Origin of the sequence: Bacillus pumilus, assembly GCF_038738535.1 — a bacterium.
In the GTDB taxonomy this organism is placed as follows: Bacteria; Bacillota; Bacilli; order Bacillales; family Bacillaceae; genus Bacillus.
The window spans coordinates 993,068-1,015,661 of the sequence record NZ_CP046128.1 but is presented as its reverse complement, the minus strand read 5'-3'; the positions used below and the strand labels follow the sequence as shown (position 1 = coordinate 1,015,661).

The window sequence follows — 22,594 nt, the reverse complement described above, 5'->3', positions numbered from 1 at the left end:
CTTCATAAGGAGTCCAGCGGCTGTCCTGCCGCTGGTTTTAGTTAATATCTGTTCCGAAGCTCCCTTAATATAAAATCGTATACAAGGTTGAGCTGTTGTTCCTTTGGATACAGCATAAATTCTTGTTTTTTAGGAAGACCTCCATCAAGGCGATCTTGAAATTTCGTTCGGAGATACGCTGTTCTGTGCACCTGACTCTCAAATGATTTATATGAGACATCGAGTTTGACGGTTTGCTCATTTGTAAAGATGACCACCGTGTCTCCGAGGGATGATTCCTGGAAGGTATGAATGTATTTGTGGGAGATCCAGCCGCACTGAGGACGGTTGGATGAATAGGTTGGGAAGAAATACAGATGATTGGATGAGTCAATCACAATTGGAGGCTTGTGAGAAATTCCTATTACTTCATATGTTCCCGCTTTTCTGCCCGCATAGCTTGAGCCGAAGAATCTGCAGCTCCGTTCAATAATTTGCAGGGGCTTTAATTCAACGTAAAAGCTTGTCTCTCTTTCTATGACTTTTGAATATACTCTTTTTCCTTCTTCAACCGGAAGGACCGCCATTGTTGTTTGATTAATGACGTATGAATCTAAAGGTGTTTCACTAATTCCTGACACTTCATTTCCTCCTGTGTTAATTTTTGGTTATTTTAGATACTATTAATCTATCACCAACATATAAGAAACGACAGGATTTTTTCAAAATTTATTAAAAATCATCTTTTTATCGTATTTTTTAGTCCATTCGATCTATCGAAAAGCCTTTTTTAATGATATATCACATCCTGTCGATCGGACAAGAGATGTCGATTTCGCTCAAAAATAAATTGTCTAAAAATTATAAATTCTTGTTGATTTTTTCTCCGCCAATCCATATACTATAAAAAAGGCATCGGGGGGATTCTTTATGAAAGAGAAAAAAACGTATGCTGAGCTCATGAAGTCCCGCAACACCCAAAAAACCGAAGAAAACGGCGTCACTATTTTAGACATCTATATTCAAATGGTTTTAGATGAGGCGCTTTATAAACAGCGCTTAACCTTCCTTAGAGAAGAGATTGATAAGGCACTGGATCAGCGTGATGAAAAGCGATTCAACGACCTGTCAGCTCAATATGCAGAACACTGCTTACATCAATCATGATGATTTTACTTGCGGCAAAGAGACAGCAACTCGTCTCTTTACCGCAAGTTTTTTGTTTATCCATTTAAAATGGTTCCGCCATTTACATGCAGGATTTGTCCATTCATATAAGAGGAGTCTTCGCTCGCTAAAAATAAATAGCTCGGCGCAAGCTCTACTGGCTCACCAGGACGTTCCATTGGAACATCTCCGCCAAATTCTGAGACTTCATTTTCCGTAAAGGTCGATGGAATGAGCGGTGTCCAAATAGGCCCTGGGGCTACCCCATTCACTCTAATCCCCTGTTTAATGAGCGATAAAGATAATGATCTCGTAAATGTCACGACTGCCCCTTTTGTAGATGAATAGTCGATCAAGGTTTCATGCCCTTTATAGGCTGTAACAGATGTGGTATTAATGATACTGCTTCCTTTCTTTAAATGAGGAAGAACCGCTTTTGTTAAATAAAACATGGCAAAAATATTCGTTTGAAATGTTCGAAGAAGCTGATGCGAGGTAATCTGTTCAATGCTTTTTTGCGGATGCTGTTCCCCGGCGTTGTTCACCAAAATATCGATGGAACCGAAAGCATCCTTCGTTTTTTTGACGACCTCGTTTGAAAACGCCTCATCTCCTAAATCACCTGCAATTAAAATGGCGCGGCCTCCCGCCTTTTCAATATAGTCCTTCGTTTCCTCTGCATCGCGGTGTTCACTCAAGTAAACAATGGCGACATTGGCTCCTTCCTTCGCAAATAAGACCGAGACTGCTCTTCCGATTCCGCTGTCTCCACCTGTCACAATGGCTGTTTTCCCTGCTAACTTTTTATCCGGCACCTCTCGATCAAAAACAGGTCTAGGGTTCATTTTATATTCCAGACCTGGACGTTCATTTTGATGCTGAGGCGGCAATGTTTTCTTCGGCTGCTTTGTTGACACGTCTGTCCACTCCTTCCTTTTATCTTGTTTATTTTTATGTGTTGGTTATTTTTTTATGTATGTCGAACTTGTTTCCTTTCAAATGTATGATTTTCATTATTGTGGAAAAATTATACACAACAAGTCACTAACTGGAGGCGACAACATGAAACAAGAACATAAAGGATCGGAACAGGCAAAATCGTTATGGATAGCAGAAAGCCAGAAGCATTCTTTTCCTGCTGTACATGAGGATCTCACAGCAGATGTCATCATTGTTGGCGGCGGTATTACCGGTATCGCTACTGCGTTTGAAATGACAGAGCGCGGGCTGGATGTCATCCTCATTGATGCCGATCAACTGCTGCAAGGTACGACCGGACATACGACAGCTAAGATTACCTCACAGCACGATGTGTATTACCATGAGCTGATTCAGCAAATTGGCATGCCCAAAGCTCGATTGTATGTAGAAGCAAACGAGAAAGCAAAAGAGCTGATTCAAACTCGTGTAAAAGAGTACGACATCGATTGTCAGCTAGAGATAAAAGATGCTTACCTTTATACAAAGGAAGAAAGCGGTGTAAAAAAGTTAAAGAAGGAATTAGATGCCTACAAACAGCTTGGAATTGACCGAGAATGGAAAACAGCGCTTCCTTTTGATGCTGACATCAAAGCTGCCCTAGCAATGACGCAGCAGGCACAGTTTCATCCCCTTCATTATCTAAATGCACTAATCGACCAGCTCCTAGAGCGAGGTGTACGTATTTTTGAACAGACTACCGCTGTTGACGTGAAAGAAGGAAACCGCCCTGCTGTCGTCACAAAAGACGGCCATCACCTGACAGGACGCTATATCATTTCCTGTTCGCACTTTCCTTTTTATGATGGGAAAGGACTTTATTTCACGCGAATTCACCCAGAGCAATCTTATGTGGTAGCAGCCAAAACAACGAAGCCGCTCCCAGACGGGATGTATTTAGGAATCGACCAGCCTGCTCATTCTTTAAGAACCGCAGAATGGCATGGTGAGGAAGTGGTTCTCATCGGAGGAGAAGGCCATAAAACTGGACAAGGCGGGGATGAATCTGCTCACTATGAAGGATTAGAAAGGTTTGGAGACGCCACCCTTGGAATTGAAGAGGTGCTGTATCGCTGGTCGACACACGATATGGTCACAATGGATCAAATCCCTTACATTGGCCGCCTGACCAAACACCACCAAAATATCTTCGTTGCGACCGGTTTTAGAAAATGGGGCATGACGACAAGCCATGTCGCAGCCACTCTTATCAGTGATTTAATTGAGGGAAAATCGAATCCATACGAATCGATTTTTACGCCATCAAGACCTGTTTCTGACTCTTTCGTCAAAGATTTTATTAAAGAAAACAGCAATGTCGCTGCCAAGCTGATCAGTGGTAAATTAAAACGAACCGATCAAACAATTGATGATTTAAAGCCAGGCGAAGGCGGCATTGTATCTTACGAACATAAAAAATGCGGCGCCTTTAAATCAGAGGACGGGAATATCTTTCTTGTGGATACAACGTGTACTCACCTAGGCTGTGAAGTCGCTTGGAATAATAGCGACCGCACTTGGGATTGCCCGTGTCACGGCTCACGTTTTTCCATTACTGGAGAGGTAGTAGAAGGCCCAGCAAAGAAACCACTAAAAAGGTCTTATAAAGAACAGTAAAATTTTACTGATTTCCTTTAAAAAATCCAATATTATCCGATAAATAATATAAAGTCTGATAATTTGTGATGATTATGGGGGGACCAAAACATTGTTATTTAAAAAAGAGACGAAAAGAAAAAACACTGCTTTTTTCACACAGCAGGATGATGGAATAAAACGAATCAACTTTTTAAACAATACGGATATCGCGAAACAAATCAAAATGATAGACCTGACGCAGCATGACCTCTTTATTCTAAAACAGCTCAATCCAATTGTTCAGGAGGATATTGCACATATCGTTGATAAATTTTATAAAAATTTAGAAGTCGAATCTTCCTTGATGCATATCATTCAAGATAATAGTTCTGTCGAACGTTTGAAAAAAACACTCCGCATTCATATTAGTGAAATGTTTGCAGGTGTGGTTGATGAAGCCTATGTGGCAAAACGAATTAAAATTGCGCAAGTTCATTTACGGATTGGCCTCCAGCCTAAATGGTATATGGCAGCATTCCAAGATCTTCTGCTATCGATTATGGATTTATTTGCTCAGCATATCCAAGATTTCAAAGAATATCAGACAGCAGTCAAAGCGACGACGAAAATCTTAAATTTAGAGCAGCAGCTTGTCCTGGATACATTCCAAAATGAATATTCTAAAATTCGTGATGAAGCAGAACAGCAGCAGCAGGAGCTTCATACAAAAATCACAGAAACATCAAATTCGCTTGCTTCTCTCTTCTCAAACACAACAAATGCAGTGGACAAGCTTGTATCAAAATCTGATGAGATGGCGGACATGTCGCAAGCTGGAACGCAAATTTCAGCACAGGTCGAGGAAAAATCGATCGGCGGTAAAAAAGAATTAGAAATTCAACAAACACAAATGAACCAAATTGATGGCAGCATGACAAAGATTGAAACAGAAATTAAGCGTTTAGAAGAAATCGCCAAACAGATTGAACAAATCTTTGGGATTGTCACAGGCATTGCAGAGCAGACGAATTTGTTATCTTTAAATGCCTCAATCGAATCTGCACGAGCTGGTGAACATGGTAAAGGCTTTGCTGTCGTCGCAAACGAGGTTCGTAAATTGTCAGAGGACACAAAGAAAACGGTTTCAACCGTGTCTGAACTCGTCAACAATACCAATTCACAAATCTCCATTGTGTCTCAGCACATTGGGGACGTGAATTTACTCGTGACAGACAGTAAAGAAAAAATGACTCAAATCAATTCGCTCTTCGATGATATCGTCAGCAGCATGAACTTAAGTAAAAACCAAAATGGAAAAATTGAAATCGACCTTCAAACCTTCCTTAACGAATTGAAGGAAGTCAAACAAACGGTGTCCCAAGTTGCCAGCTCAGTCGAATCCTTAACAAGTCTCACAAATCGCTGATCCAGTCTTTTTTCTTCTGCTTTAGTATAATAGAAGAAAAGATAGAAAAGGCGGGATTTGCTTGACAACAATTTGCCTAGTCAGACACGGGGAAACAGATTGGAATGCAGCGAAACGAATTCAAGGGCGAACAGATATCCCTTTAAACGACACTGGTAAATGGCAGGCTGAACAAACGGGACTTTACTTAAAGAATGCCCATTGGGATGTTGTCATTTCCAGTCCACTCACAAGGGCAAAAGAAACGGCTCACTTGATTTTAAAACATGTAGATGCGCCTCTTGTCATCATGGATGATTTCATTGAACGTGATTATGGTGACGCTGAAGGCATGTCGTTTGAGGAGCGCCAAAAGCTGTTTCCAGATAAACAGTATCCAAACATGGAGCCGCTTGAGGCGATTCAAGATCGAATGGTAGAAGGCATTGAGAAAGTCAGAGCAGCCTATCCAAATCAACAAGTCCTGATCGTGGCACACGGCGCTGCTATCCATGCTTTACTTACCACCTTAGCGGATGAACATCTGGGTCTAGAGAACACGAGACTTGTCAATGCTTGCTTAAATTATGTGAAATGGAAAGATGGTGAATGGAAGGTCCTTGATTACAACGTGGTCAGCCATTTAACTCAATCCTCCCCTTCTTAAAGAACCTGTTATTGTAACAGGTTCTTTTTAAACGACAAAAACAAAATAAAATAATATTTTTTTATATCGAAATTCGAAATAGATGCTAGACGTTTCTACCTATTTTAAGGCTTTTCGGGTATCGAATATTTGTCCGAAAATGGATCATAAGAAAAAAAGCACACTTCCTTTTTAATAGATAACCGCTGAAACAGCAGAACAAACATATTTTCCCAACGTTTCCAAGTGACTTAATTCCCCAATTTCCGCTAGGACTTTCACAAAAATTCGGGTCTACTCTTATTTGCCTACTTCCCTTAAACTGAATATACAGAATAATCAAACGAATCATTCTTATAGACTACGAATGATTATTCTGAAATAAGAAAAAAGGGATGTGGATTGTGCGTGAAAAAGAAAAATGTGATGACAAGTGTTATATTGGCTGTCCCTCTTCTGTTTTCAGCAGGGTTTGGAGGCTCCATGGCAAATGCCGAGACGGTCTCAAAGTCAGCTAGTGAAAAGAGCTATATTGTTGGCTTTAAAGCCTCTGCCACCACAAACAGCTCTAAGAAACAAGCCGTCACTCAAAATGGCGGAAAACTAGAAAAGCAATATCGTCTTATTAATGCCGCACAAGTAAAGATGTCCGAACAAGCCGCAAAAAAACTTGAACATGACCCTAGCATTGCTTACGTAGAAGAAGACCACAAAGCAGAAGCATATGCACAAACCGTCCCTTATGGAATCCCTCAAATCAAAGCTCCAGCTGTACACGCTCAAGGTTATAAAGGTGCTAATGTCAAAGTAGCTGTCCTTGATACTGGAATCCACGCTGCACATCCTGACTTAAATGTTGCAGGCGGTGCCAGCTTCGTCCCTTCAGAGCCAAATGCCACCCAAGACTTTCAATCACATGGAACTCACGTAGCCGGAACCATTGCTGCCCTTGATAACACAATTGGTGTTCTTGGGGTCGCTCCAAGTGCTTCCCTATATGCTGTTAAAGTATTAGACCGCAATGGCGACGGACAATACAGCTGGATCATTAGCGGTATTGAATGGGCTGTAGCCAATAACATGGATGTCATCAATATGAGCTTAGGTGGACCAAACGGTTCAACAGCGCTTAAAAATGCCGTTGATACAGCAAATAACCGCGGAGTCGTTGTTGTGGCGGCCGCAGGTAATTCAGGTTCCACTGGCTCTACAAGTACAGTTGGCTATCCAGCAAAATATGATTCTACAATTGCCGTTGCCAATGTAAACAGCAGCAATGTCAGAAACTCGTCTTCCAGCGCAGGTCCTGAATTAGATGTTTCTGCACCTGGTACTTCTATTTTAAGTACAGTACCAAGCAGTGGATACACATCTTATACTGGAACTTCTATGGCGTCTCCTCATGTAGCAGGAGCAGCAGCGCTTATTCTTTCTAAAAATCCGAACCTATCAAATTCACAGGTTCGCCAGCGCTTAGAAAACACGGCAACACCGCTTGGTAACTCCTTCTATTACGGCAAAGGGTTAATCAACGCTCAAGCGGCTTCTAACTAAACAAGCGCGAAAAAAATCCGGCTGATCCAGCCGGATTTTATTTGTTTATTGCTTCCTCGACGTTTCCTCTTTTTCCGCTGCATTTTCCATCTCCATGATTCTCTCCATCATGGTTGGGTGTCCATAGCGGAAGACCTTCACTAAAAGCGGTGGATTCACCTGAGACAGCCCTGATTTTGCAAGCTTTTGAAAAGACGTCACCCCTGCCTCTCCGTCTTTTGTCAGGTTTACCGCATATTCGTCAGCTGCTCGTTCTTGATGTCTTGAAACTGCATTTGTAAAAGGTGAAGCTGCAAATGACAGCATCGATACGATAATGAGAAGAAGCGGAAGAGCAGCGATGTCGTTTGACACCCTCAGCCGAAATGGAACTGCTCCCTTTTGATAAAAATAAAAATAGAGACGGTCGATCGCAAAAAATCCGGCAAGTGACAGCACTAGATATCCTGCTAATCCTATATAGACATGCTTCATGACGTAATGTCCCATTTCATGTGCCATAATAAATAAAATTTCGCGATCTTTCAGCTTTTGCAGTGTCGTATCCCATAACACAATACGCTTATTTTCACCAATCCCTGTGACATAAGCATTCATTGTATTCGTTTTCTCAGACATATTGACCTCATATACATGATCTGCCGGGATATGTGCTTTGTCTGCAAGCGTTAAGATCTTGTTCTCAAGAGCTTGATCCTTTAGTGGATAAAAATTGTTATATAACGGATCAATGACGACCGGCTGTATAAAGAAGAGAAATAGCGTGAAGGGGACTGTCAAACACCAAGCATACAGCCACCAACGCTTTCTTCTTTTTTGAATGAGCCAAAAGAATACAATAGCACATAGGGCAAGAAGTGGATATTGAATCCAGAAATCCAGTATTTGATCTTTAAACCAGCTTGCCGTACTTTGAGCAGATACTCCGTAGTGCAAAGACAGCTGATAGCCAATCCACTTAATGGGCAATGAAATCAGCATTGTCAAAAGCGACAGCACAAACACATATACAAGTTTGCTTAAAAATGTGAAACGAGCTGCTGCCAGGCTCCAGTCTGCTATTTTTCGTGAAAACCCTGAAATGAGCAGAAGAAAAAAAACATACCAATCTAATGGAATTGTCATGAAATACAGCAGATTACGTATGTTCGAGAAATTCTCGCTGATGGCAAGTTCATGGCTTGTCATAAAGGTATGCGGATCTGCACTTGTTCCTTTTACACTTTCAGGAACCGATGAATCCCCAAATAGAAACAAATAAGAATAAATAAAAAGACCGTACAATATGTAAGCTACCGTTGCAAGAGCTACCCATTTACGTACTCGCACTGGTCAGCCTCCTTTCCATCCCTCTCTCTATTCTAATCAACCATTTTTTTGTTTAGAACCTGTCTCATGTGGCTCCATCATAGCATGCCCCATCTGAAAAAGCTTTCGCGAAAAAAATGATTATGCTACTCGAAAATCGGAGATGCTACATATAAAACAGAGAGTTGGAGGATTAAAATGAAGAAAATCCTTGCAGGAGTTGTGATCTTTGGACTTTTACTCATTACCTTCTTTTATGTGTTCAGCCGGACGAGCGAAATCTTTGATGAGAATCGAGCAGAAAAATTGCTGCTTTCACCTGCAAACGAGTCCATATCTTATGAAATAGATGATAAGGACACAGCAGAAGATTTAATAGAAGAATTAAACAAAGGCAAACAAACAAGCAATCATCTTAAGAAAAATTTAAAGGAACCAGATTATATCGCCAAGGTGATGTACGGCCGAACAAACGGCACCACCTTTCAGCTCTGGACGAGCCGTTCACAGGTCGTTTTTTTAGTAGATGGCACGTATTATGAACTGAATCAAAAACAGTCTAATTCTTTTCAGAAACAGTTAAAAGAAGCGATTCAAAAGGGCTAAAATGATCTTTATTTTAGCCCTTTGTCTTCTTTTCAGCGCGATAGAAAACCTTTTCAGACCTGAATGCGAGGGTTTGTCTACATGCTGAGGGAGCCTCCTCATAAGAGACTCCCTTTTTTTATTTACTTTCCTCTGCTTGATACTTTTCCTTTAGTGCTCTTCTTAAAATTTTACCTGTTGTGTTCTTTGGAATATCATCTATGAAATGGATCGTTTGGGGCTGCTTATATTTCGCTAAAAAGCGTGAACAATGTGTGATGATGTCTTCTTGATCGATGTGAGCATGTTTCTTAGGGGAAATGTAACAGACGACAGCTTCTCCGGTGTTCGGATCTGGCACACCGATGACGACGGCTTCTGCTACAGCTTCATGTTGATAAAGCACTTCTTCTACTTCTCTTGGATAAACATTATACCCGCCAACGAGAATCATATCCTTTTTCCGGTCGACAATATAAATGTATCCTTCTTCATCTCTTCTCGCTAAATCACCGGTATACAGCCAGCCGCCTCTTAGTGCAGCTTCAGTATCTTCTGGCATTTGATAGTAGCCTTTCATAATGTTTGGTCCTTTTGCTGTCAGCTCTCCGACTTCATTTGGACCGACTTCTTCTCCCAGTTCATTCACGATCTTATTCTTCACATTCATAATGTCGGTCCCAACTGAACCGGGTTTTCTTTTTCCATCAAGAGGATTGAATGCAGTTACTGGGGAAGCCTCTGATAATCCGTAGCCCTCCAGCACCGTGACACCAAATTTTTTCTCAAAACCGTGAAGTAAGGCAACAGGCATTGAGGCACCGCCAGATATACAAATCCTCACTGAGGACATCGCTTCCTCGTGCCCTTCCTGGCGGTACAAATAGTTATACATAGTCGGAACACCAACAAATAACGTTGGCTTCTCTTTTTCCATCATACGCAAAAGCTCCGATGGGCTGAAATGCGGCATGACATAAATGGTCGCGCCATGAATCAATGGTGCATTCATACAAACCGTTAAACAAAATACGTGGAACATCGGCAAAGCGGCAATGACCTTGTCCTTTTCATCAATGGATAGGTACTCAGCGACGTCTCTGGCATTTGAATAAAGGTTGAAATGAGTCAGCATCGCACCCTTTGGTTTTCCTGTCGTGCCAGATGTAAATAGAATAACTGCCGTATCGTCCTGATGAATAGAAGGATGCACGTTCTCTTTCGCATGACCAGACACAAGCTTTCCAAAGAAGACAAGACGATCAGATACTTCCTTAAAACTTGATCTGCATGCAGATTCATTTTCTGCACAAATAATCACTCGTTCAATAGACGGAAGCTGTTCGTACACCTGCTCGTACACTGGCAGTAGCTGTTCAGGGGCAACAATCCCTTTTACATCACCTGTAATCAGCATATAGCCAATTTCACTAGGTGTGTATGTTGGATTGACTGGTACTACGACAAGTCCTGCCTTTAAGGCACCAAAAAAAGAAATGACAAAATGCGGTGAATTTCCTAAAATAAGCGCGATATGATCCCCAGCTTGAAACCCTTCGTTGACTATTCCATCTGCAAATCGCTCGATACTTGTCATCAGCTCTCGATAGGTCCACTTATTTCCTTCAAAGATCAATGCGATATTTTCTCCTTTCGTCATCGCCGTCTGCTCTAGATTTTTGATCAAATCCATTCTCCCACCCCTTACATGTCATCAATGAATGAATAGCCATTCATTTTATAGCCAAACATTCCTCCTTTCTATTATAATAGACAATCGAAAAAATCCACAAGATCAAATGTGAATCGCTTTCATTTCTTTCAATCAAAAAAGCACCGCTATCTCTAGCCGTGCTTGTCCCTTTTAATAAATCAAATCAAGAAAATCCTCTTTTGATACGTTGCCGAAGTAGTGGCGCATATCCATATCTTCTAATACGCCGCTGATCGTTTTGCGATCATATTGCTCCCCAATGAGTCTTTTTTCAATATCAGCAATATCCCCTACACCAAAGAAATCACCAAAGATTTTGCAGTCTTGGATGATGCCTTTTTTCACTTCTAATCGAAGATCAATGGAGCCGGCTGGGAATCTTTTAGAATGCTGTAAATTAAATTTCGGTGAACGGCCGTAGTTCCATTCCCATTTTTGATATCGATCCCGAGAAATCTCGTGAATCTTTTCCCAATCCTTCTCAGTCAACTGATATTGAGGGACATCCCCATTCGTATCGAAAATGTAACTTAGAAGAATTTTTCTAAATTCTTCTGTTGTCATCTTTTGATCCATCAATTCACTAATATTGGCAACCCTGCTTCTAATGGATTTAATGCCTTTTGATTCAATCTTTTCTTTTTTCACATTTAAAGCCGAAACGACATGTTCGATTTCTGAATCAAATAGCAGCGTGCCATGGCTGAAAATACGTCCTCTTGTAGCGAACTGGGCATTTCCAGAAATTTTTCGCCCATCTGCCATGATGTCATTTCTCCCGCTTAATTCCGCTTTGACACCAAGCTTTTCAAGCGCTTTGATGACTGGCTCGGTGAACTTTTTGAAGTTATGGAAGCTGTCCCCATCGTCTTTTGTGATAAAGCTGAAGTTTAAGTTTCCTTTGTCATGATAAACTGCGCCACCACCAGACAGGCGGCGGACAACTTTGATGCCGTTGTCTTCTACATACTTCGTATTGATTTCTTCTATTGTATTTTGGTTCTTTCCAATAATAATCGACGGCTGATTGATGTAAAACAGCAAATACGTTTCATCAGGATCTAAATATTTTAAGCAATACTCTTCTATTGCCAAATTAATCATTGGATCATAATGTTGTTCGTTATCGATAAACAGCATCTCTATCTTCCTTCCTTGTTCCATCTAAGCCCTGAATGGGCAAGCTGTATATTGCCAGTATATAACGCCTGTGCTTCATTGACTAGGTCTTTATGACGGCCAAAATGGGGCAGATGGGTGATGATGAGTTCCCCAACATTTGCTTCCTTTGCAAGCTTGCCCGCCTCTGTACTGTTCATATGTCCTGCACTCGATCCGTCCTGTCCAGCATAAAAATTGCTTTCAGCAATCAGTAGATCTGCATCCTTGCTAAATGGGATAAATGCGTCCTGATAACTTGAGTCTGCTGTATACACCACCACAGCATCCCCTGCCTGAATTCTCATAGCATAGCATTCTGCCGGATGAACCGTTTTCAAAAAATCAATTTGAAATGGACCAATTTGAATACCCTCTTCTGGCTGATAAGCCTCTGCCTTAGTATGTACATCATCCGCAAGTCGCCCAAATACTTTTTGATCACCCGTATGTCCATAGATCGGAAGCGGACCGCTGCTTTTTCCTAAATGATATCCCACTAGCTTCGCATATTGGAGAGGTCCGATATCCGCAATATGATCGTGGTGATAATGAGAAAGGAGAACAGCATCTAGTTCTTCTATATCAATGTATTGCTGCAGTTTGGAAAGAACACCGCTCCCGCAGTCTACAAGCAGACGAAAGCCATCTGATTCAAAAAGGTACCCTGACGTCGCTTCACCAGCGGCCGGAAACCCTCCGTAGCATCCAATGACAGTTAATTTCATCGTCATTTTTCCCTCCTTTTCTAAAAATCCCCTTCTTACAATATACCCATTTTTCATGAAAAAAGCATTCTTCTTGCCTATTGTTACAAAACAGATTGACAATTATCAATCTGTTATAATACAATAATAGCAACAAAACGTATTGGAGGATGACAAATGCTAGGAAAAATCACTGAGTTTTTTAGAAATTTGCCCTCAAAGAAATGCACAAAATGTGGAAATGATTTAATGGAACAACACGAGTGTTACGGTAATGAATGTGAGGAATGCTCACAAGTAAGTTATCTTAAATAAGGTAAAAAATTGAAATAAAAAGCACTTTTTTCCTCCATCGTCAGTTGGAGTCAAAAGTGCTTTTTATTTTTTCTGAAAAATAGGTAAAAAGGTAAAACCCTTGTCATAAAAGGGTTTTTTAGTATTTTTATATGATGAGTTTTAGTTCTGAAGACACTTTTTATTGACTTGAATCAATAAAGGAGGTTCTAAATGTTCATTTTTTCAAACAATTTTGTATTTTCTTAATATAATTTAATCGTGGACGAGCCTCTTTAATTTTAGTTATACTTTAATTCATATATTAAAACTTAATATGATGGGAATATTCCTTTAATGAATATGTTAGGGAGGAAATCTATGAAAAAATTAAAATTTGGATTAGCTACACAAATCCTAATCGGTCTTATTCTCGGTGTCGTTGTTGGGGCAATCTTTTTCGGTAACCCAGGCGTTGAGACTTATTTAAAACCAATTGGAGACTTCTTCTTAAGACTCATTAAGATGATTGTTATACCAATTGTCGTATCTAGCTTAATTTTAGGTGTTGCAGGTGCCGGTGATGGTAAAAAAGTAGGGAAACTTGGTTTTAGGACTATTCTTTATTTTGAAATTATCACAACATTTGCGATTATTCTTGGTCTTGCGCTTGCAAACTTTGTTCAACCTGGTGCAGGCGTTGACTTTGGAAATACGGAAAAACAAGATATTAGCCAGTATGTTGAAACGGAAAAAGAGCAAAGCAGCAAATCAGTTGCTGATACGTTCCTTCATATCGTTCCAACGAACTTCTTCCAATCATTGGCGGAAGGTGATTTGCTTGCGATTATTTTCTTCACTGTGTTATTTGCTCTTGGCGTTTCAGCCATTGGTGAACGCGGCAAACCAGTGCTCGCCTTCTTCGAAGGTGTATCACACGCCATGTTCCATGTCGTCAATGTTGTGATGAAAGCTGCACCATTTGGTGTCTTCGCACTCATTGGTGTGACTGTATCAAAATTTGGTCTTGAATCTCTTATTTCATTAGGTAAGCTTGTAGGTCTTGTTTATTTTGCGCTCGCTCTCTTCCTTATCGTTGTATTCGGAATTATTGGAAAGATGATTGGCGTCAATATTTTCAGATTTCTTGCTTACATGAAAGACGAAATGCTTCTTGCCTTTAGTACATCCAGCTCTGAAACAGTTTTACCAAGAGTCATGGATAAAATGGAGCGCATTGGATGTCCGAAGGGAATTGTTTCTTTCGTTATCCCAATCGGTTATACGTTTAACCTAGACGGCTCCGTACTGTATCAAGCTATTGCTGCGCTTTTCCTTGCACAGGTATATGGCATTGACCTCACGATCGTCCAGCAGCTCACACTTGTTCTTGTACTGATGGTGACATCTAAAGGAATGGCTGCCGTTCCTGGCACTTCCTTTGTTGTATTACTCGCAACATTAGGAACGATCGGTGTACCTGCTGAAGGTCTTGCATTTATTGCAGGTGTGGATCGTATCATGGATATGGCGCGAACAGTTGTTAACTTAACAGGAAATGCACTTGCAGCTGTTGTGATGTCTAAATGGGAAGGACAATATGACCCTGAAAAAGGACATCGCGTGATGACTGGACAAGAAGTACCTGAACCGACACAGCTTTCAAGCTAACGAAAAAGAACCCCATCTATCGGGGTTCTTTTTTTATGCCATGATTAATTCTGATTGAACATAGTGATAAAGGAGATTCGCTGTATGGACGAGAGAATCTTCATGTGTTCGTTCAAATGCATGCGAGGAATCTATGCCAGGACCAATCAGTCCATGAATGATATCATACCCTGCTCTAATGGCTGCTGATGCATCAGAGCCGTAATAAGGGTAAATATCTAGACGGTAATCAATATTGTTCTCCTCTGCTAATGCGGCTAAATGCTTGCGTAATCCATAATGATAAGGACCGCTTGAGTCCTTCACACAAATAGACACACTGTATTCATCTGTTGATTGACCATCGCCGATAGCTCCCATATCGACAGCGAGGTATTCCACCGTTTCTTCTGGAATATTGGAATTTCCACCGTAGCCAATCTCTTCATTATTGGAAATTAAGAAGTGCGTCGTATGCGGCAATGTGATGTTTTCCTTTTGAATGCGGTGGATGAGTCGCAGCAAGAGCGCCACACTTGCCTTGTCATCAAGGTGTCTTGATTTAATAAAACCTGAAGACGTCACTTCCACTCTAGGATCAAATGAGATAAAGTCCCCTACTTGAATGCCAAGTGCTTTGACATCGTCTGCATTTTGCACCTTTTCATCGAGTCGGATCTCCATATTCTCTTGGTTTCGTTTTGCTTTTCCCGCATCCGCATAGACATGAACTGACGTTTGATGCATGAGAATGGTTCCTGTGTATGTATGGCCTGAAGCGGTTTCAATTTCACAGTATTCACCTTCGATTGAGTTATACTGAAAGCCTCCAATGAGTGCAAGACGAAGCCGTCCATTTGATTTAATCTCCTTTACCATCGCACCAAGCGTATCGACATGTGCTGTCAGCATGCGGTGTTCCTTATCATCGGTTCCTTTAATAGTGGCAATTAAGCCGCCCTTTCGATTTCGTTTTGTCTCAATATTTACATCCTGTAAAAAGCGTTCAACAAAGCCAATCACCTTTTCTGTATTCCCTGACGGACTTGGGATCGATACGAGCTTTTGAATCAGCTGAACGGTTTCGTTTACTTCAGTTGTCATTCGGCATTTCCTCCTTTGTCTGAAAGCAATTCCTTCCATGTATGCCTTTTATAGCATCTCTTCTTAAAATATATCGCTTCGGGTTCAAGATGTCTAATTTCAAATCAAAAATCCTTCCTCTATCAAGAGAAAGGATTCATTGATTAAGCTTCGTCTTGTTTCATTTTTCTTACGTTCCAAGCAAAGTATGCGGTTGTTGCCGCCATCATGATGATCGCAACTGTTCCAAGAATCGCTGCTTGGTGCCATAAATAGCTGTCATCACCGCTTGCAATGATCGTTCTAAATCCATTGATTGTATATGTCATTGGAAGCAGACTATGAATGACTTGGAAGAATTTCGGCACAAGCTCAAGCGGGAATGTACCAGCACTTGCTGCGAGCTGAAGAACTAAGATAATGACGGCAATGAAGCGTCCTGGGTTCCCCATTGTTGTGGCTAGCAGCTGAATAATCGCTAAGAATGTCAGACTGACGACGATCGCAAAGAGATAGAAGCGCCAGAGACTTTCCACCTCAAGACCAAGCCCAAAGATGAGCATAGTACTTGCAATGACTGCTTGCAGGATACCGACAAGCAAAAGCACGCTATATTTGCTGACAAACCATTCAAACGCATTTCTAGGGCGTCCAGCAGGGTCTTTCATTGGGAATACAACGGTGAGCATTAGAGCCCCAACAAAGAGTCCCATGGATAAAATATAAGGCGTGAGCCCTGTTCCATAATTATCAATCTTTTTCGCTGTATCGTTTTCTGTTTTAACAGGGCTTGCAATCATATTGTAATTGTCTTGATTTGCATCAATTTCACCTGTTTCATCAGCAGCGCTTTTCAATTTATTGGACAGTTTACCTGTACCGCTCTTTAAATCTCCCAATCCTTTATCAAGCGATTTTGAGCCTTCGGCAAGCTTAGATGTATTGCTTTGGATATTTGTTGAACCACTTTCTAGCTTATTTAACGCTGCGCTAAGCTGACTTGATCCACTTGCAAGCTTATCCGCTCCGCTTTTCGCCGTATCAAGCTTTCCATTTGCTGTTTGCAGACCATCTTGTAATTGGTCTTGACCTGTTTGAAGCTTCAGTGCACCTTGATACAATTTATTCGTACCTGATGTCATTTGGTCGATCGCGTTTTGTATCGCGACGGTAGACGTGTACAGCTGTTCTGTTTTCTTTGGCAGCTGTTTGACTTGCTGCAGCTGCGCTTTTGCAGATGCAACTGCTGATTGAACCTCACTTGCATCAGGCAGTTCCTGCAAGGCCGCTAAGCTTTGTTCGAGTCCAGACAGATCAGGCAGTTCGATTTTAGGCAGACTGTTCAGCTGATCCATTGCCGCCTTTTTCTCTTCATCTGTCATAGAGCTGTTTTGGATAATGCTTTTTACTTTAGCATCTCGATTTGATAGTGCTTCTTTTAATGAAGCAAGTTTTGTACTGAACGTTTTTGCGTCTTTTTTCACCTGATCGAGTTTAGGCGCCATCTTTTCAAGATTCGCTAATTCTGGTGACGATAAGACTTTTTCTACTGCTGCAATTTTTTCTGAAAAGGATTGTGCTTTATTGTTTAGCTGCTCAATGCCCGCTGTGAATTGCGGCATTTTAGAAGCGAGCTGCTGATGTCCTTGACGGCTTGTGTTTAATCCTTCGGTTAATGTATCAATTCCTGTACCAAGATCTCCAAATTTCTGATCAATGGTTTGATAGCCTGTTAAGAGCTGACCGAGCCCACTGTCTAGAGACTGTATGCCTGTGTTCAGTTCACCCATTTTCCCTGCGAACTGATGAACACCTTCGCTATAGGTTAACGTACCTTCAGCCAATTTGGCTAAGTTGTCTTTTAACTTTGTACTGCCATCTTTTGCGCTTTTTGTTCCGTCATCAATTTTCTTCGCGCCATCGCTTGCTTGATCTAATCCTTTTGCAATCGTTTTGAAGTTATCAAAGATGACCTCGGCGTAATTTTTTGTGACTTCCTTTGAAACCGAATCTTTTAATTTGATAATGGCATTATTCGCAATTTGTGACGCCGCATAGTTTGCGCCTGGATTCGTATAATATTTCAGATTCGATTTTTTCGGATGTTTATCTAGCACTGTACTTGCATTTTTCGAGAAGTCTTTTGGTATTTCCACAACGAGATAATAATCCTCGTTATTTAATCCCTTTACGGCCTTTTCTTCACTATCGACAAAATTCCATTTGAAATTATCGTTTTTCTTTAATTCCTTCACTAAATCATCGCCGACATGAAGGGTTTTCCCGTCATAATGACTGCCTTCATCCAAGTTGACAACCGCTACAGGCAGTTGATCAACTGTACCATATGGATCCCAATATGCTTTTAAAAATACACCACTGTAAATCAGCGGAATAAATAAGACAGCTAAAATCGGGATCAGTAGTTTTTTGCTCGTTACAATGTCTTTCCATTGATTCCGAATTAAATTCATTGCTGTTTTCCTCCCATAGATGAATGACTAAATATAAAATTTGGTCATATGAACTCAAAAAAAATTATGTTGTTGCAGATAGTCCTTTTAAGACATAAAGCTCCAGCGATTCGGCTACCTCTTCTTTTGTTAAAGGCTCGTATCGCTTTTCCCAATCAAAAATCAGTGCAATATATAGTTTCACCATCACAAATGCAGTCAATTCAGGATCACAAGGCTTAATGTCGCCTTTATCCATCGCTTCTTGTACTTTCATTTTGATATAGCGAATGATCATCTGCTCCATCTTTTCGATCATTTCCTTGACCGCTGACGTGCCAAGCTCCGCATTTTCCTGAAAAATCTTAATTGTGAGCTGGTGGTTTTTTCGAAATTCTAAAATTGCAAAGAGTGCTAAGTGAAGGTTTTCAGAGAAACTATTCTTCTCATCAATCGCCTCATCCGCAATTTTCCTCATCTCTAGTAAAAGGGATGTGAAAATTTCATCGAACAACTCTTCTTTGTTTTTGAAAAATGTATAAATGGTACCTTTCCCGACGTTGGCAAGCTTCGCCACGAGGTCCATTGTGGTCGCTTTATACCCGAATTGAGTAAATGCCTTCGTCGCACCATCTAAAATCATTTGTCTCCTATCAACACTCATGATCTCACTCCCGAAATGACTATTTGAACGTTTTGGTCATTAAGTACAGAAAGTAATATACCATATCCTTTTCCCCGGATGCAACAACTTTGTTCACATTTATGATTCCCAACTCTTTTCGAATGATTCGAACATGAAAAACTCCCTTTCCATGACAGAAAAGGGAGTTGTTTTTTATGAAAATAGATACGATACAGCTTCTGAGATGGCGGCTTTTCCTTGATCAATACAATCAGGGATTCCAACACCTTCAAAAGCAGCACCTGTGATATAAACACCAGGATATGATTGCTTAAACGTTTCTCGCATGTTCGAAATAGCTTTTTGATGACCGACGTGATATTGCGGCATACTGGTCTTCCAGCGAGTCACTGTCGTCAATTCTGGATCTGCTTTAATATCCATGATTCTCTTTAAATCTTCAAGCACGATGCTGACGATTTGACTGTCTGACTGCTCGACAATCGATTCGTCGCCAGCTTTTCCGACGTACGCACGCAATAGCGTTTTTCCTTTCGGAGCTGTATGCGGCCATTTTTTGTTTGTCCATGTACAGGCCGTAATAGAGAAATCACTGTTTCTTGAGATGACAAAACCAGTGCCGTCATATTCATTATGAACATCCTCTTCTTTAAAACCAAGTGCTACCGTTGCAACAGAAGTAGAAGTCATGTCATGCAAATACTCAAGCCCTGCTTCTTGAGGAAACATGGAATAGATCGATTGATGCGGAGTCGTGACAATGGCTGAATCGGCAAAAAGCGTTTGACCGCTGTCTAATTGCACACCATAGCCTCCCTCTGTTTTTTCAATCTGCTTCACTTTTGTCCCTTTATACACCGTTGTCAGCTTGAGCTTACTTTCTACTGCTTCCACAAGCGACTGCAGTCCTTGATTGATCGTTTGGAACTGTCCTTGTTTTTTCGCAGTCACTTGCTGTGCTTTCGCATGCTGCTGTGATTTTTTCATCCCAAGAATCAAACTGCGATGCTGCTGTTCTGTTTGATAAAATTGCGGGAAGGTGGACATTAAGCTCAGGCGGTCAATATCCCCTGCGTAAATGCCTGATAGAAGCGGCTCGATTAAATTCTCAACGACCTCATCACCCACACGTCTTCTAAAAAATTCACCAAGCGACTGATCTTCGGTCTCCTTGCTTTTTGGCAACACGAAATCCATCGCCGCTCTCGCTTTTCCCGCAACTGAAAAAAGACCAGTTGTAATAAATGGGCTGATTTGAGTTGGAATACCCATCACAGCACCCTTTGGCATCGGATGAAGGGTTTCGTTGACTAGTACATACGCTTGCCCAGTTTCATTATTGACGAGCTGATCGGACAAACCGACATCCTTAGCCAGCTGCGGTCCACTGACCTTTCTTTCTAAAAATGAATCAGGTCCACGTTCGATGATGTAGCCGTCTTTATATAATGTTTGTATTTTTCCACCTAGCCTAGGGCTCGCTTCAATAAGAGATATTTGAATCGGAAGACCTTTTTCTTCGACTTCCTTTTCCAAATAGAAGGCGGCGGCTAAACCAGTGATGCCACCGCCAATGATGACAAGGTGTTTTTGATTGTCATGCATAGGATCGCCTTCTTTTATATGATTACTTGCTTTCGTCAAGCTTCTTTAATACGACTGTTGCCAGAGCATCAATAAATGCTGGTTTCGCATTTGGCATTTCTGGACGATAGTAGGCTGCACCAATTTCATCTGTCACGACTTTACATTCATAATCGTTGTCGTATAACACTTCAAGATGATCAGCGACAAAACCAACAGGCACATACACGAATGTTTGATAGCCTTTTTGTTCAAATAAATCCCGCGTTAAGTCTTGCACGTCTGGTCCAAGCCATGGATCCGGCGTGTTGCCTTCACTTTGCCAGCCAATTTCATAGTGTTCAATTCCCGCACCTTCCGCAATCATTTTGGCCGATTGTGCGAGCTGATCAGGATATGGATCTCCTGCTGCAATAATTTTTTCAGGCAGACTGTGTGCAGACACAATAAGTACCACGGAATCTCGTTCCTCTTGACTCATTGATGCATACGTATCCTTCACTTGTTTCACCCAATAGTCCACAAACTTCGGCTCATCGTACCAGCTTTCAACCGACGTAATCTGTAAATTGCCCAGCTTGTCTGCCTCATCTTGTGCACGTTTGTTATACGATTTCACACTAAAGGTTGAGAAATGAGGCGCAAGAACGATACTCACGGCTTCTGTAACGCCGTCCTTGTGCATTTCAGCAACTGCATCCTCAATGAAAGGCTCGATATGTTTTAAGCCAATGTAGACATGAAATTCAATGTCGTCTTGAATGTCATTCAAGTGCTCACACAAACCATTTGCCTGCTGCTCTGTAATTTTTGATAAAGGAGAAATACCGCCGATTGCCTTGTAGCGATCCTTTAAATCTTGCAGCATTTCTGGCTCCGGCTTTCTGCCTCTACGAATATGTGTATAATAACGCTCAATGTCTTCTTCTTTATATGGGGTGCCATATGCCATGACAAGAAGCCCCATTTTCTTTTTCTCCACAACCAACACTCCTTCAGATCATTTGAAATAGTTTAGATGGATGTTTTTTTATGTTTAGCTGAATAGTCGTGAATAAAATCGGTCAGCTTCTTTAACGTATCTGGTGAAACATCTGGAAATACCCCATGACCTAAGTTAAAGATGAAGTGATCTGATTTCATCCCTTGATCTAAAATATCTTTTGCTCTCTCTTCAATGACTTCCCAAGGAGAAAGTAAGATCGTTGGATCAAGATTCCCTTGTAACGTTTTTGCGAGCCCTTCTTTTCGAGCTTCGTCTACACTCATACGCCAATCCAGTCCAACGACATCTAGCGGCAGGTCATGCCAATCTTTCACCAGATGACTTGCCCCAACTCCGTACATGATCATTGGTACATTTTCACTCTTCAACTCTGTGAAAATTCGCTGCATGACAGGTTTAATGAATGTCCGGTAATCTGCTGCATTTAAAGCACCAACCCATGAGTCAAAGATTTGAAACGCACTGACCCCTGCTTTTACCTGCGCGCGTATGTACGTGATCGTCATATCAGCTAATTTGTTCATGAGCAGCATCCATGTCTCAGGCTCACTGTACATTAGCGCTTTTGTTTTATGATAGTTTTTAGATGGGCCGCCTTCAATCATATAGCTAGCCATCGTAAATGGTGCACCAGCAAAACCGATGAGCGGTACATTCAGCTGCTCCTTCGTTAAAAGGTGAATGGTGTCAAGCACATATGGCAGGTCTTCTTCAGGATGAAGTGCCCCAAGACGTTCGATATCTGCTTTTGTCCGTATCGGTGAATCAATCACAGGTCCAATTCCATTTTTAATTTCAACGTCCACTCCAATAGCCGGAAGCGGGGTCATAATATCTTTATATAAAATCGCGGCATCTACACCATATTGTTCTACAGGAAGTCGTGTTACATAAGCGCATAATTCTGGCTGATGCGTAATTTCAAATAGCCCGTATTTTTCTTTAAGGGCACGATATTCAGGCTGTGAGCGTCCTGCCTGCCTCATATACCAAACTGGTACATGGTCTGTTTTTTCCCCTTTGCACGCCTTTAAGAACGTGTCATTAAAAGCCTTCGTTTTTCCCATTACCTTTCATTCCACCTTTCGCCTTACACTCTCTTTGTATAAGGCTCAAACAC

Annotated in this window: 20 protein-coding genes and 1 pseudogene; 9 read left to right on the top strand and 12 right to left on the bottom strand. The window is 41.2% G+C overall.

Features of this window, described 5'->3' with window-relative positions; genetic code table 11:
• Nucleotides 1–41: 41 nt before the first annotated feature.
• On the bottom strand, nucleotides 42–620 hold the full coding sequence (locus tag GKC25_RS04910; RefSeq protein ID WP_095284986.1) for a competence protein ComK: 579 nt from the start codon (nucleotides 618–620) through the stop codon (nucleotides 42–44).
• Between the two features lie 289 nt (nucleotides 621–909).
• Between GKC25_RS04910 and GKC25_RS04905 the strand changes: the two genes are divergently transcribed.
• Entirely contained in the window at nucleotides 910–1,146 is a 237-nt protein-coding gene (locus GKC25_RS04905) for an IDEAL domain-containing protein (RefSeq protein ID WP_008348804.1), read from the top strand.
• Nucleotides 1,147–1,202: 56 nt separating this feature from the next.
• Here the strand turns inward: GKC25_RS04905 and GKC25_RS04900 are convergent, their stop codons facing one another.
• A complete protein-coding gene (locus tag GKC25_RS04900) occupies nucleotides 1,203–2,063 on the bottom strand; it encodes an SDR family oxidoreductase (RefSeq protein ID WP_095284985.1) in 861 nt (286 codons plus the stop codon).
• Between the two features lie 145 nt (nucleotides 2,064–2,208).
• Between GKC25_RS04900 and GKC25_RS04895 the strand changes: the two genes are divergently transcribed.
• From GKC25_RS04895 to GKC25_RS04880, 5 genes and pseudogenes are all read left to right on the top strand, one after another.
• Nucleotides 2,209–3,741, top strand: a complete 1,533-nt coding sequence (locus tag GKC25_RS04895; RefSeq protein ID WP_034663531.1) for an FAD-dependent oxidoreductase — start codon at nucleotides 2,209–2,211, stop codon at nucleotides 3,739–3,741.
• Between the two features lie 91 nt (nucleotides 3,742–3,832).
• Nucleotides 3,833–4,372: pseudogene (locus tag GKC25_RS18470) on the top strand (protoglobin family protein); the annotation flags it as partial.
• 144 nt (nucleotides 4,373–4,516) lie between these two features.
• Complete coding sequence (locus GKC25_RS18465) at nucleotides 4,517–5,128, top strand: methyl-accepting chemotaxis protein (protein WP_404841025.1); 612 nt, start codon at nucleotides 4,517–4,519, stop codon at nucleotides 5,126–5,128.
• A gap of 61 nt (nucleotides 5,129–5,189) precedes the next feature.
• A complete protein-coding gene (locus GKC25_RS04885; protein WP_187704436.1) occupies nucleotides 5,190–5,774 on the top strand; it encodes a histidine phosphatase family protein in 585 nt (194 codons plus the stop codon).
• Between the two features lie 387 nt (nucleotides 5,775–6,161).
• Entirely contained in the window at nucleotides 6,162–7,307 is a 1,146-nt protein-coding gene (locus tag GKC25_RS04880) for a serine alkaline protease SapB (RefSeq protein WP_187704435.1), read from the top strand.
• 45 nt (nucleotides 7,308–7,352) lie between these two features.
• Here GKC25_RS04880 and GKC25_RS04875 read toward each other — a convergent pair whose 3' ends face one another.
• The gene (locus GKC25_RS04875) at nucleotides 7,353–8,636 is read right to left on the bottom strand and encodes a M48 family metallopeptidase (RefSeq protein WP_342689578.1); all 1,284 of its coding nucleotides are present in this window, start codon (nucleotides 8,634–8,636) and stop codon (nucleotides 7,353–7,355) included.
• 177 nt (nucleotides 8,637–8,813) lie between these two features.
• Between GKC25_RS04875 and GKC25_RS04870 the strand changes: the two genes are divergently transcribed.
• The gene (locus GKC25_RS04870; RefSeq protein WP_034663541.1) at nucleotides 8,814–9,221 is read left to right on the top strand and encodes a hypothetical protein; all 408 of its coding nucleotides are present in this window, start codon (nucleotides 8,814–8,816) and stop codon (nucleotides 9,219–9,221) included.
• Nucleotides 9,222–9,339: 118 nt separating this feature from the next.
• Here the strand turns inward: GKC25_RS04870 and GKC25_RS04865 are convergent, their stop codons facing one another.
• The 3 genes from GKC25_RS04865 to GKC25_RS04855 all read right to left on the bottom strand — a co-directional run bounded on the left by GKC25_RS04865 (nucleotide 9,340) and on the right by GKC25_RS04855 (nucleotide 12,800).
• The gene (locus GKC25_RS04865; RefSeq protein ID WP_095284980.1) at nucleotides 9,340–10,893 is read right to left on the bottom strand and encodes a fatty acid--CoA ligase family protein; all 1,554 of its coding nucleotides are present in this window, start codon (nucleotides 10,891–10,893) and stop codon (nucleotides 9,340–9,342) included.
• 171 nt (nucleotides 10,894–11,064) lie between these two features.
• The gene (locus GKC25_RS04860; RefSeq protein ID WP_095284979.1) at nucleotides 11,065–12,054 is read right to left on the bottom strand and encodes a lipoate--protein ligase; all 990 of its coding nucleotides are present in this window, start codon (nucleotides 12,052–12,054) and stop codon (nucleotides 11,065–11,067) included.
• A gap of 2 nt (nucleotides 12,055–12,056) precedes the next feature.
• Nucleotides 12,057–12,800, bottom strand: coding sequence for an MBL fold metallo-hydrolase (locus GKC25_RS04855; protein WP_187704562.1), 744 nt, complete (start codon nucleotides 12,798–12,800; stop codon nucleotides 12,057–12,059).
• Nucleotides 12,801–12,956: 156 nt separating this feature from the next.
• Between GKC25_RS04855 and yhfH the strand changes: the two genes are divergently transcribed.
• Nucleotides 12,957–13,094, top strand: coding sequence for a protein YhfH (gene yhfH, locus GKC25_RS04850; protein ID WP_008359029.1), 138 nt, complete (start codon nucleotides 12,957–12,959; stop codon nucleotides 13,092–13,094).
• Between the two features lie 339 nt (nucleotides 13,095–13,433).
• A complete protein-coding gene (locus tag GKC25_RS04845; protein ID WP_034663550.1) occupies nucleotides 13,434–14,723 on the top strand; it encodes a cation:dicarboxylate symporter family transporter in 1,290 nt (429 codons plus the stop codon).
• Nucleotides 14,724–14,756: 33 nt separating this feature from the next.
• Here GKC25_RS04845 and GKC25_RS04840 read toward each other — a convergent pair whose 3' ends face one another.
• The 6 genes from GKC25_RS04840 to hemE form a co-directional block, all read right to left on the bottom strand.
• Entirely contained in the window at nucleotides 14,757–15,806 is a 1,050-nt protein-coding gene (locus GKC25_RS04840) for a M42 family metallopeptidase (RefSeq protein ID WP_342689923.1), read from the bottom strand.
• 143 nt (nucleotides 15,807–15,949) lie between these two features.
• Nucleotides 15,950–18,259 (bottom strand): YhgE/Pip domain-containing protein, encoded by a 2,310-nt coding sequence (locus tag GKC25_RS04835; protein ID WP_034663553.1) that lies wholly within the window; start codon nucleotides 18,257–18,259, stop codon nucleotides 15,950–15,952.
• Nucleotides 18,260–18,323: 64 nt separating this feature from the next.
• The gene (locus tag GKC25_RS04830; protein ID WP_034620016.1) at nucleotides 18,324–18,902 is read right to left on the bottom strand and encodes a TetR/AcrR family transcriptional regulator; all 579 of its coding nucleotides are present in this window, start codon (nucleotides 18,900–18,902) and stop codon (nucleotides 18,324–18,326) included.
• Between the two features lie 174 nt (nucleotides 18,903–19,076).
• Nucleotides 19,077–20,489, bottom strand: a complete 1,413-nt coding sequence (hemY, locus tag GKC25_RS04825) for a protoporphyrinogen oxidase (RefSeq protein ID WP_095284976.1) — start codon at nucleotides 20,487–20,489, stop codon at nucleotides 19,077–19,079.
• A gap of 22 nt (nucleotides 20,490–20,511) precedes the next feature.
• Nucleotides 20,512–21,450: a ferrochelatase gene (gene hemH, locus GKC25_RS04820; RefSeq protein ID WP_342689922.1), complete on the bottom strand. Its 939-nt coding sequence runs from the start codon at nucleotides 21,448–21,450 to the stop codon at nucleotides 20,512–20,514.
• A 32-nt stretch (nucleotides 21,451–21,482) separates the two neighbouring features.
• The gene (gene hemE / locus GKC25_RS04815) at nucleotides 21,483–22,541 is read right to left on the bottom strand and encodes a uroporphyrinogen decarboxylase (RefSeq protein WP_095284974.1); all 1,059 of its coding nucleotides are present in this window, start codon (nucleotides 22,539–22,541) and stop codon (nucleotides 21,483–21,485) included.
• Nucleotides 22,542–22,594 lie beyond the last annotated feature (53 nt).